The organism is Mammaliicoccus sp. N-M50, assembly GCF_022386995.1.
In the GTDB taxonomy this organism is placed as follows: Bacteria; Bacillota; Bacilli; order Staphylococcales; family Staphylococcaceae; genus Mammaliicoccus; species Mammaliicoccus sciuri_A.
This window is the reverse complement of sequence record NZ_JAJNJA010000006.1, coordinates 117,529-136,557: the sequence shown is the minus strand read 5'-3', so window position 1 is coordinate 136,557 and position 19,029 is coordinate 117,529. Positions and strand designations below refer to the sequence as shown.

Below are 19,029 nucleotides of genomic sequence, written 5' to 3'. Positions count from 1 at the left end.
TCACAATCAATAGCTTACGGACACCAATCCTTTAAACATTATGATAGAGGGTTGGTGTTTTGTATGTAAAAATTGTATTGCTTTCTTTATGGAATAGTTTAAAATGTTTCTATGAAAGGGATGATGACATGTGTTCGTGTGATATTCAAGCGATTATTTTTGACTTAGAAGATACGCTTGTAGATCGTGAGAAATCGCGAATGAAGTTTTTGGAAGAACAGTTTGAGAGGTTTCATGAGTTAATGGTAACAGTCCAAAGACGTGATTTTGAAAAGGTATATTTAACGTTAAATCCCTATGGTATAGAAGATGTTGAATGGGTATATCAAGAACTCGTAAAGAGATTAAATATAGAAAGGATATCATGGAAGACATTTTATAACGACTATAAAATGCATCATTACAGATACCATTTTCCTTTCTATGATACATTGGTAGCATTGGATAAACTACGCAGCATGGGTTATAAATTAGGTGTTGTAGCGAATGGTAAGAGTGAAGAAATTACACATGTTATGAATGCAATCGGTATTTATCCATACATTCATTATGTTTCAACTTCTGATGAGGTGGGTGCTATGAAGCCAGACCCAATCATATTTGAAGATATATTGAAACATCTTGGCATAACGGCACATCATGCATTATATGTTGGAGATTGTCCTTTAAATGACATCGCAGCAGCACATGCTATGGGCATGAAGACTGCATGGATGGCTAATTCAGTCATTGGCACACCAGAGGAGCACGAATTAGATTATACAATCGAAAGTTTAAGTGATCTCATAGATGTTTGTAAACAAATCGAAAGAGGTGAAGCACGATGAACTTATTTTTAACGAAAGAAAATGTTGCCATACACTATAATACAAAAGGAAGCGGCTATCCAATTATCTTGTTACATGGTGTTTTTCAAGACATGGATGTCTTTGAACCACTGATTAAAAAATTAAGTAAAAATTATCAAGTTATATCTATTGATTTAAGAGGTCATGGTTTAAGTGATACACCACATGATAGTAGAGTAGATGACTATATTTCAGATATTCAGCAACTATTAAATGCATTATTCATTAATTCAGCATATGTAATTGGCCTAGAACTTGGCGCAACAATTGCAACAGGTCTCACATATAAGAATCCTGATTTGATCAATGGCATGGTGTTAATTAATCCTACAGACGATCATTCAACGTTTCCAGATAACCGTATTTATGATAGACATGCTGATGAAATTAGAACGATGTCTGATGAGGACAAAGAAAAATATTTATTAAGATTCAGATATAAAAATATTAAACAAGCTAAAAAGTTTGTAAAATCACATATTCCGTCGAATGACCTTCAAACGATGGAAGAAGAAATTGCTGTTAAGCGCTCTTTTAAAGACTTTGATATTATATCGTTACTTCCAGATATTGAAACTCGTACGCTCGTCATTTCTGGACAATACGATGGCAAAATATTATATAGCGAAGGTAAAAGAATAAGTGAACTGTTGCCGAATGCTGAATTTAAACTGTTTGAAGGTTCAGGCGAATTACCTTTTATTGAAGAAAAAGAGAAATTCATTAAAGTATTGGAAGAATTTTTAAGTTAATCAAGCGATATTTCACGGTTTTGTTACATGATTGTAATAAAAGTGGTCATTTTGTAATCTTTATGTTATAATTAACGCAGTTCAATGCATAGCATATAAGACACAGACTGAAGGAGAACCTCATATGAAAAAATGTCTCTTAATAATTGCAATGGTACTTATGGTTCTGCCATTTTCAACTTTTGCTGAGGCAAATGCTGCAACTAAAAATCAATTAAATATTAACGAAAATAATGTGCAGACCTATAAAGACGGTACAGTAACAATCGAAGGTATTAAAATTGGTGATAAGATTTCTAAAATTAAATCAAAGTATCCAAATTTAATGTTCTCATATTCTGATGATAGTAATGATAGAGAAAATTATTACGAATTTGATACTAAAAATGGACATATGATTATTACTGCCAAAGTTAAAGGTAATAAAGAAACAGTTAAACGCGTTACAATGATTTATGACAAATTAACAAATGTGAAATTAGATTCGCTTGTCTCAATTCTTGGTGACAATACGACTAAACGTGTACAAAATAATAAGTATACGGGCGGTTATGCATACGTGAATAATGGACAAGCACACTTCCAGCTTTCAAAAGCAACACCTGATAGTAAACAATTTAAAGTATATCGTGTTGATATAGGTAAATACTAAATCAATAGCGAATTTAATCCCCTGTTATGTTATATACATATTGCATAATAGGGGATTAATTTATACAATATTATAATGAAGGTGGTGTATTTATTTGCGTCCGAACAATAATGTATTGCTGGAAAATGTAAATGATTATTTACAGCATGTCGGTGTATTACCTAAACAAATTGATAAAGTGCAACATTCATTAAAGAAGGATATGAAAAAGTCAGATGAGAAAGATATAGATTATGCAGAATATCGACACAAATCTCACGCTGAAATACTTCAAATCATAGAGAGAAATATTGTGGTTGTTAATTATAATCCAATCATTTTTTATACACTACACTTCTTATTATTAGCATATTTATTTGATAAAAAGCTCATTCCGTTTAATGCCGTAACGGGATTGTATATATTTTATTTTGTAATTATATTGTCTATTTCACTCGTTATATATTTAATTATAAAAAAACATAGTTATCTCTATCCTAATCAGAAATTGATGATGACCAATATTTTCTTATTTAGTATAGGCATTGTTCTATGTATGCTTAAAATATTTAATGTTACGTTAGGAATGTATGTATTACCGTTACAAGTCTTTCAAGCCATATTTGGCATCGGGATTATTCTCGTCATACTCGCAATATTTATGAAAAAGCTCGAAGTCGCTGCAATGGGATTAGCAGTTATTCAAAAAACAATCGCATCCATAACGATGAATGAAACAGTAATTATGATTGTTACATTTGCGAGTTGGTCTATTATCCTCGTGATTATCCTTTATTTTGTAATGATGTATTCTACAAGAAAATATGTATAACATAAATGCAGAAAATGATGTATTGGCTACAATCATTTTTTGCATTTATTTTTATGGCATTAACTTAATATTATAAGTGTGAAAAATTGTTAAATGGGTATATTATTACTGTAAAGTAGGGAGGTACTCATTATGGGAGAATTATTAACAAGGGATGGGACTCATATAGTGTATGAAAAACACGGTAAAGGGAAACCATTAATTATGTTACATGCATTAAATATGAATTTAGCGACATTTAATTCAACAGTACAGCTTCTGAAAGATCAATTTACAATATATACAATGGATTCTAGGGGACATGGTAAATCAGATAAACAACAAGAAATTTCAATCCAAAATCATATAGATGATATTGTAGATTTAATGGATGCTGAAGACATAGAATCAGCTTATATATTAGGACATGATATGGGTGGCGTCATTGCTCAAGAATTTACAAACCAACATCAAGAAAAAGTAGAAAAGTTAGTACTCGTATCTTCAATTTCCAATCAAGGTAAACAACCACTTATTAAATTAATAGCTAAACATAGAGATAAAGTTGCAGGATTTAGTAAAGAAGAAGCAATGTTAATATTGTTCAATGAAATATTTCATGATGTTAAATCGACTTTTAAATGGTATCAAGAAGTGAAAAAATATTATCGAATGACACCAGAAGAAGATGCAATTTCTGTTAGATCGATAAATGGTATAAATATCAAAATAGATCATATAGACATTCCAACACTTATCGTGAAAGGTAAACATGATCCTTTTGATATTGATAATGATTCGGAAAATATCAAAAACGCTCAAACAGAAATATTTGAACATTCAGGGCACGCACCATTTATTGAAGAAAGTGAAAAATTCAAACAAGTCGTATCATCTTTTTTAAACCAACCTGTAAGAGATAAACAAGTCATATAATAAAGAGAGCTAGGACATTTGATGATGTCTTAGCTTTTTTATTGGTAAGGTGAGGAAGGTGTGGGTGTGAAGTGGGTGTGAAGTGGTTTTGAGTAGGATGAGCGGTTGCGAAGTGATGTGCACCCAAATATTTGACCTAAACAAATCAAAATATTGGGGTGCACATCAAAGTCGTGGCTTAAGTAGTGAATAAAGCCAAGAGATGAGGCAAGTCGTGGCTTAAGTCCAGAGTAAAGCCAAGAGATAGTCCAAGTCGTGGCTTAAGTCCAGAGTAAAGCCAAGAGATCATCCAAGTCATGGCTTAAGTCCAGAGTAAAGCCAAGAGATGAGGCAAGTCATGGCTTAAGTGTCTAATAAAGCCAAGAGATTGTCTAAGTCGTGGCTTAAGTAGTGAATAAAGCCAAGAGATTGACTAAGTCGTGGCTTAAGTAGTGAATAAAGCCAAGAGATAGCCCAAGTCATGGCTTAAGTAGTGAATAAAGCCAAGAGATGAGGCAAGTCGTGGCTTAAGTCCAGAGTAAAGCCAAGAGATGAGGCAAGTCATGGCTTAAGTCCAGAGTAAAGCCAAGAGATGAGGCAAGTCATGGCTTAAGTGTCTAATAAAGCCAAGAGATTGACTAAGTCGTGGCTTAAGTCCAAAGTAAAGCCAAGAGATTGACTAAGTCGTGGCTTAAGTAGTGAATAAAGCCAAGAGATCATCCAAGTCGTGGCTTAAGTGTTGAATAAAGCCAAGAGATTGTCTAAGTCATGGCTTAAGTAGTGAATAAAGCCAAGAGATAGCCCAAGTCGTGGCTTAAGTCCAAAGTAAAGCCAAGAGATAGCTGAAGTCGTGGCTTAAGTATTGAATAAAGCCAAGATCACCCCCACACCCCATACCCCACAAAAAAGCGGAGACATCATAGAATGTCTCCGCTTCGTCATATTATTCGTTAATTTCAGTTTTAGCGATTTCGTTATCGATTTTTTCAAGCACTTCAGAAATTGATTTACGTTGTTTTTTATTAACTAGAATTAAAACTGTACGCTCGTCATATTCATTTCTTCTTTTTGTAAAGTAGTCTTGTTGTGATAAGTTTTTAACTGCTTTTACAATTTGTGGTTGTTTGTAGTTTAACTTGCTAATGATTTTTTTAAGATGATATTCTTCATCGTCTGTTTCATTAATGTAAGTTAATACTGCGAATTCTTCAAAGCTAAGTGAAAAATCCTTTTTAATGATTGATTTTAATTTGTCCACATATGTTACAAGTGCTAGTAAATCGGAACAATTTTCTATTTTAGAAATTGCCATTTTGAATCCCCCTAGAAGTGAGTATTTTGCTTCTGTAATTGAAATAATACAGTTTGGTGGTAAAGCCTCGCATTATCAACATGGAAGCGTTTTAAATTTTTAATTCATAAATACAGTTTATCAATTATTTACTTATTTTAGCCTAAAAATAACTGTATGTAAACTAATAAGAGTAGGATTTAATTAAATAATAATATAAATAATATAACTGTCACAAACGAAAGGTAGGTATAATATAATCTCAAAAAATTAAAGTGCATGGTTATTATTAATTCTATCAATAAAATAAATTGAAAATTACGAAATATGCCGATATTAAATGAGAATATTATAAAATTAACCATATAAAGAAGTCGTATTTAACATACGACTTCTTAAAAATTATTTATTGATTGAAGTATATTGAATGATTACTTCTTCGATAATATCTGATTCTAATTCTGCATATTTACTTAAGAATTCAGCAACGCTATGTTCCTTGATATAGTCATTTTTCTCTACTGTTTCTTTATCGTTTTCATCTTGATATTCTAATAAATAGCAAAGTGCTTTAACGAGTTCAGAATGTTTTTTATTCGTTTTAGATAACGCTACTAGCGGTTTAACGATACGATCGTTTGGTCCAACTTTACGTAATACGCCACGACCAACTCTAGTTACATCGTCAGATAAATATGGGTTTTGGAAACGACCAATTATTTTATCAACATAGTAAGATTGATCTTCTTTTGTAAACTCATCGAAGTTAGAAACAAGATATTCACTTGTTTCTTTTAATACTTCACGTAAACCTGCATTAATTTCTTCATCTTGAATCGCTTCAAGAATTGTATTGTAACCTTTGTATTGACCAAAGTAAGCTAAATAAGCATGACCTGTATTAACTGTTAATAATTTTCTTTCGATATAAGGTGTTAAATCATCAACATAGTGTACATCTTGTAATTGTGTACCTTGCCATTTTGAAGCTTCTACAACCCATTCAAAGAAAGGTTCAACTAATACGTCTAATGATCCTTCTTTTTGACCTTGAGGTACGATACGGTCAACTGCTGAGTTAGGGAAGCTAATGTCATCAGATAAAGGACCTGTAATATCTAAAATGGCTTTTTTCAGTTGGTCTGTTGCCATAATAGCATTTTCACAAGCAACGATATTTAATGGTTTACCAGCTTCACGCTCTTTTAAGAATGATGCAAATGATTTAGCGATAATAGGTAAGATGTTTACACCTACAGCTGTCGTAATGACGTCTGCTTCTAAAATCGCTTCTTTTAATTTGTCTGTTTCAGTAATGCTATTGATACCTTTAACGCCTGAAACAGGTTCTTTAGTATTTTCTTCATTTGCGATAACAACTTGATAAGCTTTTTCTTCATTAATTTGATTAATAATTGTTTCGTTAACATCGACGAATGTCACTTCATAGCCATTATCATTTAATACTTTACCTATGAAGCCACGTCCGATGTTACCAGCACCAAAGTGAATGGCTTTCATTAAAGTTCAACCTCCTCAAAGATTGCAAGAATTTCATCTTTAGATTGTGCATTGATAACACGTTCAACATTTTCTTCTTCACTAAATACAATAGCGATTTGAGAAAGGATATCTAAATGCTCGCCATCTTTACCAGCGATACCAACAACTACTTTAGCTTCATTGCCATCCCAATCTACGCCATCTGGAATGTGAAGTAATACAAGACCTGATTTTAATACTTCAGTTTTAGCTTCATCTGTACCGTGTGGAATAGCTAAGAAGTTACCCATATATGTTGTAACGATTTGTTCACGTTCTTTCATTGCAGTAATATATTTGTCAGTTACAGCACCTTCTTCAACTAATGCTTGGCCAGCTTTTTCGATAGCTTCCTCTTGAGAATTTACTGAAAGATTCATAAAAATGTTTTCTGGATTAAATAATTTTGTCATGTTAATTCACTCCGTTTTCGTTAGTTTTTGTTTTAATTTATTTAAGAAAAATGATTTGAGCGTGTTCTCTATCTTTACTCTATCATTTAACAACTGATCAATATCATCCAAATGTTCTGTAATTAAGGATGACACTTCGCTCATAAGTTGTCCTTGTTCCGAATTTCTCGGAATAAACATACATACAAGCCAATTTACTTCTTGTTGTTCATTTTCAATCGTTTTTAGCATTAATGGTTTTGTTAATTCCGTAATAATCAATTGTGGCTTTTTGATTGATTCATCAGAAAGATGGGGAATAGCAACTGGATAACCGGTTAATGCAAAGCCTTGTAAATTCATCCGGCTGTTAAGCTTTTCACTGAACGTATGTGTATTATCAATCACACGATGCTTCGACAATGTTTGAATGAGATATCGTTCTAACTGTGTTACTTTTTTCTTTTCAACGATCATGTTTTGAATCAGTGCCAAACTTTCTTCTATAAAAGTTACAGTGCGATCATAATCTTCATATGATAGTGGTTGTTCTTGATTCTGCGTATTTTGAGGATCATGGACAACAGATTGCTGTAATTTCAAAAAGTATTTCACATTTTCAGCGTCTTGCTTTGGTAATAAAGGATTCACTGTAATATGTGGGTACTTTGTGTCTACAGCTACAGTTGAAATCATGCCATCATACTTTGAAAAATCAATCGACTTCAAACTACTGACAGAAACTTCGGTAGTTTGCGTGATTTCAGAAAAATGCTGTTTCAAACGATTGGATAGAATACGGCTTGTACCAATTCCACTGCTACATACAACGAGAACATGTAATGAACGTCTTTGTTTTGCTTGTAACATGCCACCAAAGTGAAGTGCGATATAAGCAACTTCGCTTTTTGGAAAATGATAATTCATGAATACAATCTTTAAACCTGATGAAACAGCTTCAAATAATTCTTGATCATAGGTTTCTATCATTTCGGTAAGCGGATTGTAGGTTTCAATGTTTGCCTCAAGTCTATTAATCGCAGGTTCTAAATGTAAGTTTAGTCCTTTGAATAGGGCATCTTCATCTTTAAATGAAAATCCTTGATCTTTTACAAATTCTATAAGTTCGGTAACGCGCTGCTTATGAATATCATTGTTTTCATAAGTTGTTTCGTGGCGACGTCTTGCACCTCTTAAATGCATTGTAATAAAAGCAATTTCAGAATGATTAAATGTCACATCATATATATCGCTTAATACATTGGTAAGTCTCTCTGATACTTTAAATTCATCCGTCGAAATCAATTCATTTAAAATATCATCCTCAATTTCTACATGTCCATCTTGCTTAATACGTTCAATTGCTAAAACGATATGAATCGTTAATGTGAGATAACTTGCTTCAGTTAATGTATAAGGTAATGTACCGAGTTCATCCATTAACAAGCGTTCAACATTAAACAATCTATCTATATCAACAATACCTCGAAGATGTGTTTCGTTTAACGTATGATATACGAAATGATCTTCTACTACAGAGTACACGCTATCACCATCTAATTTTTCTAACATGATTCTAGCGAGTAACTGCCTTTTGTTGACTTCTTCACCATTCAGAATCAAACCTTCGCCACGTCTTCGTTCTAATGAAAGTTCAAATGTGTGTAATTCAGGTTCCAATTGTTCAATGATTTTGTTAAGTGTATGCGTAGATGAACCAATTTCATTCGCAAGACTATATAATTTCACTGGATCTTTAGATTGAATAAGGTTGTATAGAATAATAACTTTTCTTTCTTCATCAGATAAATCGATTGTATTTTGCTCAGTCAATGATTGTACAAAATTGTCAATGTCTTCTGGTTCTCCTTCAATACGTAATCCTAATTTAGGAACTCTTGTCAGAGATAAGTGATATTTATTCAGTGTATCTTCAACGCTTTTCATCTCTCTATGAACAGTTCGAGAGGAAATACCAAGTGCTTGTGCAATATCATGAATTGTTAAAAAAGAGTGAAGACGCTCAGATAGTAATTTGAGAATACTCTTTTCCCGGTTACTGATCATCATCGTTCTTCACTCCTTTGTGTAAAATTATTTTTTCAGTTCGTTAATTAATTCTTCATATCTTGGTGAATTTAAGAAATTATCTACTGAAATATGAATGGCTTTAGGATTTTTCTTAATTGCTCTATCTGTTAATGTTTTTTGCGTAATGACAACATCAGCATCGTCTGGTAATTGGTTAATAGCTGTATTTGTAACTTCAATATCAGTTAACTCAGCTTTTTTGAATTTATTTCTTAACATACCAGCACCCATAGCACTTGAGCCCATACCAGCATCACAAGCAAAGATAACTTTTTTAACATTAGAGAAATCATGTGCATCAATATTTTCTGTGTCATATTGATCTAATAGTTCTTCAGATTCATCTTTTTCTTCTGTTTCTTCAGAAGCTTCACCTTTTTCTTGTTCTTTAGAACCAGTTAAAGCACCGCTAACAGAAGATTTTTTACCTTTACGAGCTTCCATATCAGCAGTAGCTGATTCAATGTCGCCTTCAGGGTCTTTAGTGAATTTTAAGATGATAGATGCAACTACAAATGAAACTAATGTTGCTAAGAAGATACCAAGTAACATAATTAAGTAACTTCCTTTAGGTGTAATAGCGATATAAGCTAAGATTGAACCTGGAGATGCTGGTCCAGTAGTACCGAAGTCGAACATACTAAAAGTTGCAACACCAGTCATACCACCTAAAATAACGGCAACTAATAATAAAGGACGCATTAAAACATATGGGAAGTAAATTTCATGAATACCACCTAAGAAGTGGATGATACCAGCACCATATGAAGTTGCTTTTGCAGTACCTTTACCGAATACCATATAAGCTAATAGAATACCAAAACCTGGTCCAGGATTTGATTCTAAAGTATAAAGAATAGATTTACCAGCGTGAGCTACTTGTTCAGATGCAAGAGGTGTTAAGACACCGTGGTTAATTGCATTGTTCAAGAATACTGTTTTAGCTGGTTCAATAATAATACTTACTAATGGTAATAAGTGATGAGAAACTAAGAAGTCAACACCCATACCTAAGACTTTCATTAGTCCTTCAACTAATGGCGCTAATCCTTTGAAACCAACAATCGCCATGATGAAAGCTAGAATACCAGCTGAGAAGTTATTGAATAACATTTCAAAGCCTTGAGGTGTTCTAGGAACTAAGAATTGGTCAACTTTTTTCATTAACCAACCAAGTAATGGACCCATAATCATTGCACCGATTAACATCGGCGTATCTGGGAATGCTGCGATAACACCCATAGTAGCTGTGGCACCAACGACACCACCACGTAAACCGTGAACTAAACGACCACCACTAAATGCAATAAGTAATGGAATTAAATATTTAATCATTGGATCAACCATTGAAGAAAGTTCTTCATTAGGTAGCCAACCATCTTTGATAAACAGTGCTGTAATTAGCCCCCAAGCAATAAAAGCACCAATGTTTGGCATAATCATACTACTTAAAAATGAACCAAAAGCTTGAACCTTAGGACCAATGCCTTTTTTCTTTTCAGCTTGTTCTGCCATATTGAACACACCTTCCCTTATATAAAAAGTATTTTGTAACTTAATCATACGAAGATGTATGTACATATACAATGATTAGTAAATGCAACTTTGTCACATCCATTTTGACATGCGTGTCTTAAACATTTATTTTGGGGTATTCAAATAGCTTATACACACTTGTAATGTAATTATACACTTTTGAAGGGACGCTTCATACTGTTATGGAATATAAAATAGGAAATAAAGTTGAAATAGAAGAAGAGTGAGGAAAAAGAGGAGGTTTCTGGACCGATGCGTGGGAATTATCGGTCCAGAAAAGATAAATATGGACCGATAAAAATAATTACCGGTCCAGAAAAGATAAATATGGACCGATAAAATAAATTACCGGTCCAGAAATGGGAAATATGGACCGATAAAATAAATTATCGACCCGAAAACGGGATTTACAGGCCGATAAATAAAAATATCGACCCGAAAACGGGATTTACAGGCCGATAAATAAAAATATCGACCCGAAAACAAGATTTACAGGCCGATAAATAAAAATATCGACCCGAAAACGAGATTTGCAGGCCGATAAATAAAATTATCGACCCGAAAAAAGGCTGGGACGATAAAATTCGTCTCAGCCTCATATATATTCTCTATTTTTCTTTCGTTGTATCAACACCGAAGTATTTATCTGATAGGTCAGATAGTGTGCCGTCTTTTTTAAGTTTTTTAACGCCTTTATCGATGTCTTCTTTTAGGTCTTTATTTTCTTTTGTGAATGGGAAGCTAGTTCCGACTACATTAAATGGTTTACCTACAAATTTAATTTCTTTCCCGCGTTTGTTTTTATCTGCAGCTGATACTGAGTCTGAATTGACATAACCGTCTAATCTTTGGTTTTCTAAATCAAGTAGGGCGCCTTCACGGTTTTCATAAGTTTTAGTTTTGAACCCGTAATTATTTTCTTTATTAAAGTTCTCTAATGCCTCTGTGTGATTTGATCCTAACACGCCTGCAACTTTTTTACCTTTTAAGTCTTTATAGCTATTAATGTCTTTGTTTTTAGATGATGTTATGATCTGGCTACCGATATATGAGTACGCATCTGTGAAGAGATATTTCTCTTTACGTTCATCTGTTGTTGCGACAGCATTTGCTATTGTATCAATTCTTCCTGATTCTAATTGTCCCATAAGTCCTGAGAAGTCAGCTTTTACCCATTTAACTTTGTAACCAGCTTCGTGAGCGATTTTTTCAAATGCTTCGATGTCGTAACCAACTAATTTACCATCTTTTTCATATGAATTTGGATAGCTTTGTCCTGTAGTACCAGCGACAATTGTACCTTTATCTTTTTTGTCTGAATCATTTGAACAGCCTGCCAATACGATGAGGCCAATTAGTAAAAATGTTAATATTTTTTTCATATTTTATATGTCTCCTTTAAATATATAGTTTTGTAACATTTTAGTATCTTTAATTTCATAAAAATCATTTATATTTTCCCAATGCTTATAAGACGCATGTTTGAGTTTATTAAGATGTTCGTCTTTCGTTAATGGTTTATATGGACTACCTTTAGGTGCATCTACTCTTTGTTTAAAATGTTCACCCGTAACTAAAGTTATTTCGACGATCGTAAATCGATTTTTCGGTAGGGCATGTGGACTTGGTTGAATGTCATCATCGTAGTGTCTACCGATTTTCTCCATAAGTTGATTAACGTCATGACTAATAGGTTTATTTAAAAATTGATCCACCGTTAATTCTTGATCCAGTAATAAAAGTGCTGATACATATTCAGCACTAAAAGCACCTTCTAAGCCAGTTTCTGGTGATTTAAACTTTAATGCTGCATCACCGTTCGTAGGAAAAGTAATTTTGACAGACTCTACTTTTTCCTGGGAAATATGATGTGCTTGTTTAATAGTATTAATAGCATCGATTAAATGGTAATTTGCTGAGCAACATGGATAAAGTTTGTACCACATTCCTGGATGTGTAATTGACCATTGATCGCCGAAACTTTCAATAATTTGTGTAAATGAACGATTTGATGTACCAAATAATTCATAAAAAGCAGGCATCATATTGTTATTACCTTCAAGTATGCGTTTCTGTGAAATACGTGCAGCTAAATAGGCTTTTTGCGATGCAAGTCCAACATGGAATGGTTTAACGTCAGAACCGAATTGGTTACGTAAACCACTTGCTTGTGTAACTGCTATTCCAATAGCATTCGCGAATGAAGGAACATCTAAGTTTAAATAGTAACAACATGCAGCAGTTGCACTTAATAAGCCGATTGTTGATGTTGAGTGCCAACCTTGTTCGTAATGATGAGAACCAATTGTTTCGCCAATTTGAGTCGCCATTTCGACACCGATAATATAACTATCTATAAAGTGGTTGAAAGTTTGCGTATCGTTTTCTGCAACTGCTAATAAACTCGGTAGTATAACAGCAGTAGGGTGACCTCTCATACTTGAGTGAACATCATCAAAGTCTAAAATATGTGCAATAAAACCGTTCACTAAAGCAGCATTTGAAGGTGACAATTGAGCATCATAACCTATGATAGATGCATTGCCTGATCCTTCTTCTTCTTGAATGAAATGTATTAAATCATTGACTTTATGATGATTGTTAGCGCTGTAAGTTGTTGCTATAAAATCAAGTATGCCAGTAATGGCATTGTCTCTTTCAATAGTAGAAATATGTTTCGACTGACGATAAATCCTTTCAACTAATACTTCTGTATCTGTCATTAGAGAACCTCTTCATCTTGTTCAGTTTCTATTTTATTTATGAATGATTGTGTTCTAGAATTGTGAGACTGATTAAACACTTCGTCAGTTGTACCACTTTCAATAATGTTTCCATCTTCCATAAAAATGATTTTATCTGCAACATCTTTTGCAAATGACATTTCATGCGTTACAAGAATCATTGTTTTCTGCATTGAAGCAATGTCTTTAATGATTTTTAGAACACCTGAAACAAGTTCAGGGTCAAGCGCAGAAGTTGGCTCATCAAAAAGTAACAATTCTGGGTCCATAGCTAATGCTCTTGCTATACCAACACGTTGTTGCTGACCTCCAGATAAAGTTGCAGGATATTTATCTTTGAATTTTAATAAACCGACTTGGTCTAAATATTTTTCGCCAATTGCATATGCCTCATCTTTAGGTAACTTTTTAGTTGTAATAAGTCCTTGTGTGACGTTTTCCATAACGGATTTATTTTTGAAAAGGTTATAATGCTGAAATACCATTGTTGATTTTTGAATAAGTTGTTGAACTTGTTTCTTTTTATAATTTTCTGCATCTACTGATATATCATCTATTGAAATAATGCCTTCATCTGGCACTTCTAACCAGTTCAAACATCTTAATAAAGTGGACTTTCCTGATCCAGATGGTCCAATAATCGCAAGGACTTCACCTTTATTAAGTTCTATATCTATACCTTTTAATACAGGTGTTTTGTGGAAAGATTTTTTAATACCTTGTATTGAAATCATGAATGACACCTAACTTTCATAAGGTTTGTTGAGTTTTTTCTCTAATAAACTTTGCAAGTATGTATATATAATCGTAATTAACCAATATACAATTGCGACAGCTAAGAATGTTTCTAAATATTTATATGAAGCGGCAGATAATAATTTACTTTTCGCGAATATTTCAGTAACACCTAATGTAAATACAAGTGATGTTTCTTTAATTAAACCGATAAAAATATTACCTGATGCTGGTATGGCATTACGTGTTGCTTGTGGCAGTATAATTTTAAGGTAAGTTTGGAATTTGTTGAGTCCGATAGAATGGGCTGCTTCAAATTGACCTTTATCTACTGATGTAATAGCCGCTCTGAAAATTTCTGCTAAGTAAGCTGCATTTTTAATACTTAAACCGATAACAGCTGCTGTTAAGGCATCAACAACTCTCATACCTGGAATAAGTTGTGGTAGCCCGTAATAAATTAAGAATAGTTGTACTAAACTCGGAATGGCTCTAAAGAACGAAATATATAGTAGAGCAAGTTCTTTAAGTACGGGTAATTTAGTACGTAAAATTAATGCGATAACTAATCCACCTAAGATTGAAATGACTAGTGAAATAACAGCTAGTGACAATGTAATAGGTAAATAGGGCATTAATTTTGGAAATGTTTGTAGAAAATATATTGGATCAAATTTCAATTGTTTCACCTTCTTCGAATATGACTTGATTAAATTTTTCTTTAAGTTCTTGTGTACCTTTAAATTTGTTTTGGTTAAGGACTTTCACTAAATATTGCGTAATATGTCCTTTTTTTAAGTCTTGCTTACCAAATTTTTGATAGCCTTTTTTGACGTACATATCTATTAACCACGGGTGATGATCAGCAGTACCAAGTGAAACGGCTGGAACGTTTAAATGCTTCAGTAAATAATCATTTTCTACATAATTTAAAAGTTTTGACCCGAATTTTTTATTTTTATATTTAGGTGATGTTGCGAACCACCATATATGGGGGAAATAGTATGGTCCAGGGTTGTCACTCCATGGCATTCGTAATGAAAGTGTACTGACAATTTCATCACCAGATTCAAGTACGAAACAAATATTTTCTTCTAAATTTTTACGTATTGAAGCTTCGGTTGGGTTAGCAGACTGAAAATTAATACCTAGTGCTCGAATGGGCTCGTAGGCTTCGTACATTAAATTGATTAAGTCGTGAATATCATCTTCAGTTGCACGTCTAACGATTGTTTCCATAGAGCACCTCTATTCATTTTCTAAGCCTAATTTTTGTCGTAATGTTCCTTCTGAATAAGCTTCTTTATATAAATTTCTTTCTTGTAAAATTGGTATAACGTTGTTGATAAATAATTCAAATTGTGATGGTAGAATAGGTGGCATAATGTTGAAACCATCTGCAGCAGAAGATTTAAACCATTCTTCCATCTTATCTGCTAATTGTTCTGGTGTACCTACAAAGATATGGTGACCTCTAGAACCAGCAACTTTTTTATAAACTTCTTCTAACGTTAAATCGTCTTTAATCGCTTCTTTAAGAATAATTTCAAATCGACTTTGCACACCGTTACCTGTAGATAGATCTAAATCGGCAAACTTAGTATCTAAGTCATACTGTGATAAATCGATATTTCCAACATAAGGTGCCAATATACTTAATCCAACTTCAGGTAAGATTAAATCTTGAATTTCTTGATAATTTTGATGCGCTTCTTCTTCTGTATCACCTAAAATAGGGAATAATCCTGGCATGATATAAACTTCTTCAGGATTACGATTTTGTTTAGATACTTTCTCTTTTAACTGTTTATAAAAGTTCTGAGCATCTTCAATTTGAGTTTGTGCTGTAAAGATAACATCAGCTACTTTTGAAGCTAAATCCGTTCCTGTTGGAGAAGAACCAGCTTGTATTAATAAAGGTCTTCCTTGTGGAGAACGTTCAATATTTAAAGGACCACTTACTTTGAAATGTTTTCCTTCATGATCAATCGTATGTAATTTTGATGCATCAATAAATGCGCCAGTTTCTTTGTCACGAACTAAAGCACCTTTATCCCATGAGCGCCATAACTTATTCGTTACTTCGACGAATTCATTTGCGCGTTCATAACGTAATTCATGTTCCATTAACTTAGTGCCATTAAAATTTTCAGCAGTAGAAGTTATTGAAGAAGTAACAATATTCCAAGCAGCTCTTCCGTGACTTAAGTGGTCTAAAGAACTAAATTGACGTGCTATATGGAAAGGTTCACTGTATGTAGTAGAAGCAGTAGCAGCTAATCCGATATTAGTCGTTGCTGTAGAAAGAACAGATAAAAGCGTAAACGGCTCAAATCTACTTAATATATTTGGATGTGAACTTTCAGATACGAATAAGCTATCAGCAAGAAAGACTAAATCGAATAAACCTTTCTCAGCTAATTGAGCAGTATTAATTAAATGATTTAAATCCATAGGACCCTTTTCAATAGCCTTTTCATGGCGCCAACTCGCCACATGATGACCATATCCCGCTAAAAAGAGACCTAATTTTATATGTTTATGTGTTGTCATAATATCCTCCCAAACATTTTAATCCGATAGTTTTAATAAGATATAAAGAATACCACTTAAATTTAACAATTGTCAATTAAATCTGACAATTTTATTAGGGATTAATATTAAAATAATGTACTATTTGTGAACATTTGTATGATGATATAAAAAATTGAATGTTATGCTTGTTAAATCGGGTTTTTATAAGTGGAATTTGATTAATAATATTATTAAAATATATTAAAATAGGGTGGAGGGATTGATGGAGTTATGTTGGCGAAGATTTCTGGACCGATAAATAAAATTACCGGTCCAGAAATGGGAAATGTGGACCGATACGAAAAATTATCGGTCCAGAAGTGAGAAATATGTACCGATAAAATAAATTACCGGTCCAGAAACGGAAAATATGGACCGATAAATAAAATTATCGACCCGAAAACGGGATTTACAGGCCGATAAATAAAAATATCGACCTGAAAACGGGATTATCAGGCCGATAAATAAAAATATCGACCCGAAAACAATGTTTTCGGGTCGCTCAATCTTTAAGATTCTATCAATTTTTCGTTATGTAAGTTAATATAATATACTTCGTTATCTGTCCATTCATCAAATTCATAAATAAAGTTCTTTCTTAATACTTCAAATTCAAATCCTAATTTTTTAATGAGTTTTTTAGAAGGTTCGTTATCTACATTAATATGTGCTTCTATTCGATGAAGTTTTAATGTTTTATAACATTGACTGATGAGTTCTTTCATAGCTTCAAATGCATAACCTTGATTCCAAAATTGGTTGTGCAAGAAATAGCCACATTCTCCCCATTGGAAGTCTGATCTGCTTAATACTTTAATATCCAGCATGCCTACATGTTTGCCATTTTCTAAAAATATTCCAAATATAAAAGTATCGTCTTGTTTAATGAGCGCTTGTTGTTTATCAACGAGTGCTTTAAACCAAGTTTCGTCGCATTCTTCCATATTGATTTTCCCTTTGTCGTGTTTATATTGCGAAGGGTAGCGATTTTCAAAACCTTCAACCCAAACTTTGTGGTCATCATAATTTAAAGGTCGAATCGTCAACCTGTTCGTACGAAAAGTTAATTCTTTATCTGTATACATTAAAAATCCCCTTTGTAAAAATATGTGTAATTTATTACATTATACCATTACAAAAGGGGTGTATAAATTATAGAATTAATAAGCTTTCTCTATATCATCTAATTGTTTAATTGTTGAACTAATGCCACCAGAACCGAAGAACCATGTGTTGGAATCGAATTTCAGTATATCTTTATTTTTGATTGCACTGACGTTTTTAATGACTGGATTTTTAAGTTCTTGTGGTAATCCTTTAGAATCATCATCTGTTCTATTTATATAGAAGATTTTGTCTGGATTCTTTTCAGCGATATATTCATATGACACTAACTGTCCGCTTGAGTTTGCTGGCATGTCAGGATCGATATGTTTGATACCTAAATCACCACTTAAAAAGCCACCATATCTACCAGTTTTACCGTATGTCTTAATGCCTTTTTGGTCAATATTCGCAAACATAACGGTATCGTCATTCACTTTACTTTTTACAGATTTAACTTTTTGATCAAGTTTCTTTATGAGTGCTTCAGTTTCACTTTCTTTATCGAATATTTTTCCAATATTTTGGGCATTTTCCTTAACAGATTCTATGTAACGATCATCATCCGGACTCACATAAAGTACTTTTGCGTTTGGTGCAGCTTTTTTAAATTCTTTTAAGTTTTTAGTGTAAGCTTGCCTAAATGATATTAAAATTAAATCCGGATCTTCTTCAGCGATTTTTTCAAAATTCGGTCTGCCGGGATTCCCTAAATTGGTATATTTATCATCTTTAAACTCTGATAAATAACTTGGTAAGAAATCACCATTTGGACCTTTAGGAATAGCCGTTATATGATTTTGTAATTTCAAATCTTTCATAATATCTAGAGCGCCATAATCCATGACAATAACTTTTTTAGGATTCTTAGGTATTGTTACAGTTTCAGTTTTTTTCTTGCCTCTATTATGATCTTTATTCTTTTCTTTATATTCAAAAGTCTTCTTAATTGTGACAGTATCTTTATGACTGACTTCATCTTTACTATTACTACACGCAGATAATAATAAAAGTACACAAACGATGACGGTAATATACTTTTTCATAATTGCCTCCCATTTTC

At 32.9% G+C, this 19,029-nt stretch carries 18 protein-coding genes; 5 read left to right on the top strand and 13 right to left on the bottom strand.

Annotation, left to right across the window (positions count from 1 at the left end; translation table 11 throughout):
• The first annotated feature begins 59 nt into the window (after positions 1-59).
• The 5 genes from LQ622_RS10525 to LQ622_RS10505 all read left to right on the top strand — a co-directional run bounded on the left by LQ622_RS10525 (position 60) and on the right by LQ622_RS10505 (position 3,978).
• On the top strand, positions 60-827 hold the full coding sequence (locus tag LQ622_RS10525; RefSeq protein WP_239762631.1) for an HAD family hydrolase: 768 nt from the start codon (positions 60-62) through the stop codon (positions 825-827).
• Complete coding sequence (locus LQ622_RS10520) at positions 824-1,600, top strand: alpha/beta fold hydrolase (RefSeq protein WP_037590576.1); 777 nt, start codon at positions 824-826, stop codon at positions 1,598-1,600. The genes LQ622_RS10525 and LQ622_RS10520 overlap by 4 nt, the downstream gene beginning before the upstream one ends.
• Positions 1,601-1,724: 124 nt before the next feature.
• Positions 1,725-2,252, top strand: a complete 528-nt coding sequence (locus LQ622_RS10515; protein WP_037590564.1) for an SA0570 family protein — start codon at positions 1,725-1,727, stop codon at positions 2,250-2,252.
• Between the two features lie 94 nt (positions 2,253-2,346).
• Positions 2,347-3,063: a hypothetical protein gene (locus tag LQ622_RS10510; RefSeq protein WP_037590562.1), complete on the top strand. Its 717-nt coding sequence runs from the start codon at positions 2,347-2,349 to the stop codon at positions 3,061-3,063.
• A 132-nt stretch (positions 3,064-3,195) separates the two neighbouring features.
• Entirely contained in the window at positions 3,196-3,978 is a 783-nt protein-coding gene (locus tag LQ622_RS10505; protein ID WP_204188328.1) for an alpha/beta fold hydrolase, read from the top strand.
• A 922-nt stretch (positions 3,979-4,900) separates the two neighbouring features.
• Here the strand turns inward: LQ622_RS10505 and sarA are convergent.
• From sarA to LQ622_RS10440, 13 genes are all read right to left on the bottom strand, one after another.
• Positions 4,901-5,269 carry a global transcriptional regulator SarA gene (sarA, locus tag LQ622_RS10500; RefSeq protein WP_025905497.1) on the bottom strand — a complete coding sequence of 123 codons (369 nt, stop codon included), beginning with the start codon at positions 5,267-5,269 and terminating at the stop codon, positions 4,901-4,903.
• 381 nt (positions 5,270-5,650) lie between these two features.
• The gene (locus LQ622_RS10495; protein ID WP_204255196.1) at positions 5,651-6,769 is read right to left on the bottom strand and encodes a mannitol-1-phosphate 5-dehydrogenase; all 1,119 of its coding nucleotides are present in this window, start codon (positions 6,767-6,769) and stop codon (positions 5,651-5,653) included.
• Positions 6,769-7,203: a PTS mannitol transporter subunit IIA gene (locus tag LQ622_RS10490; RefSeq protein WP_025905499.1), complete on the bottom strand. Its 435-nt coding sequence runs from the start codon at positions 7,201-7,203 to the stop codon at positions 6,769-6,771. The genes LQ622_RS10495 and LQ622_RS10490 overlap by 1 nt, the downstream gene beginning before the upstream one ends.
• 6 nt (positions 7,204-7,209) lie before the next feature.
• Entirely contained in the window at positions 7,210-9,252 is a 2,043-nt protein-coding gene (locus tag LQ622_RS10485) for a BglG family transcription antiterminator (RefSeq protein ID WP_025905500.1), read from the bottom strand.
• Positions 9,253-9,276: 24 nt separating this feature from the next.
• Complete coding sequence (locus LQ622_RS10480) at positions 9,277-10,788, bottom strand: PTS mannitol transporter subunit IIBC (protein WP_037590058.1); 1,512 nt, start codon at positions 10,786-10,788, stop codon at positions 9,277-9,279.
• Between the two features lie 629 nt (positions 10,789-11,417).
• Positions 11,418-12,191 (bottom strand): transporter substrate-binding domain-containing protein, encoded by a 774-nt coding sequence (locus tag LQ622_RS10475; protein ID WP_103361257.1) that lies wholly within the window; start codon positions 12,189-12,191, stop codon positions 11,418-11,420.
• A gap of 3 nt (positions 12,192-12,194) precedes the next feature.
• Positions 12,195-13,532, bottom strand: coding sequence for an MmgE/PrpD family protein (locus tag LQ622_RS10470; protein ID WP_126476414.1), 1,338 nt, complete (start codon positions 13,530-13,532; stop codon positions 12,195-12,197).
• A complete protein-coding gene (locus LQ622_RS10465) occupies positions 13,532-14,287 on the bottom strand; it encodes an amino acid ABC transporter ATP-binding protein (RefSeq protein WP_037590060.1) in 756 nt (251 codons plus the stop codon). Before LQ622_RS10465 ends, LQ622_RS10470 begins: the two co-directional genes overlap by 1 nt.
• A 9-nt stretch (positions 14,288-14,296) precedes the next feature.
• Entirely contained in the window at positions 14,297-14,923 is a 627-nt protein-coding gene (locus LQ622_RS10460) for an amino acid ABC transporter permease (RefSeq protein ID WP_048541896.1), read from the bottom strand.
• A 34-nt stretch (positions 14,924-14,957) separates the two neighbouring features.
• On the bottom strand, positions 14,958-15,527 hold the full coding sequence (locus LQ622_RS10455) for a GNAT family N-acetyltransferase (protein ID WP_204194492.1): 570 nt from the start codon (positions 15,525-15,527) through the stop codon (positions 14,958-14,960).
• Positions 15,528-15,536: 9 nt separating this feature from the next.
• On the bottom strand, positions 15,537-16,844 hold the full coding sequence (locus LQ622_RS10450; protein ID WP_239762719.1) for an LLM class flavin-dependent oxidoreductase: 1,308 nt from the start codon (positions 16,842-16,844) through the stop codon (positions 15,537-15,539).
• Between the two features lie 527 nt (positions 16,845-17,371).
• Positions 17,372-17,947, bottom strand: a complete 576-nt coding sequence (locus LQ622_RS10445) for a GNAT family N-acetyltransferase (protein ID WP_239762636.1) — start codon at positions 17,945-17,947, stop codon at positions 17,372-17,374.
• A gap of 75 nt (positions 17,948-18,022) precedes the next feature.
• Positions 18,023-19,012 (bottom strand): siderophore ABC transporter substrate-binding protein, encoded by a 990-nt coding sequence (locus LQ622_RS10440; protein WP_204188332.1) that lies wholly within the window; start codon positions 19,010-19,012, stop codon positions 18,023-18,025.
• Positions 19,013-19,029: the final 17 nt, after the last annotated feature.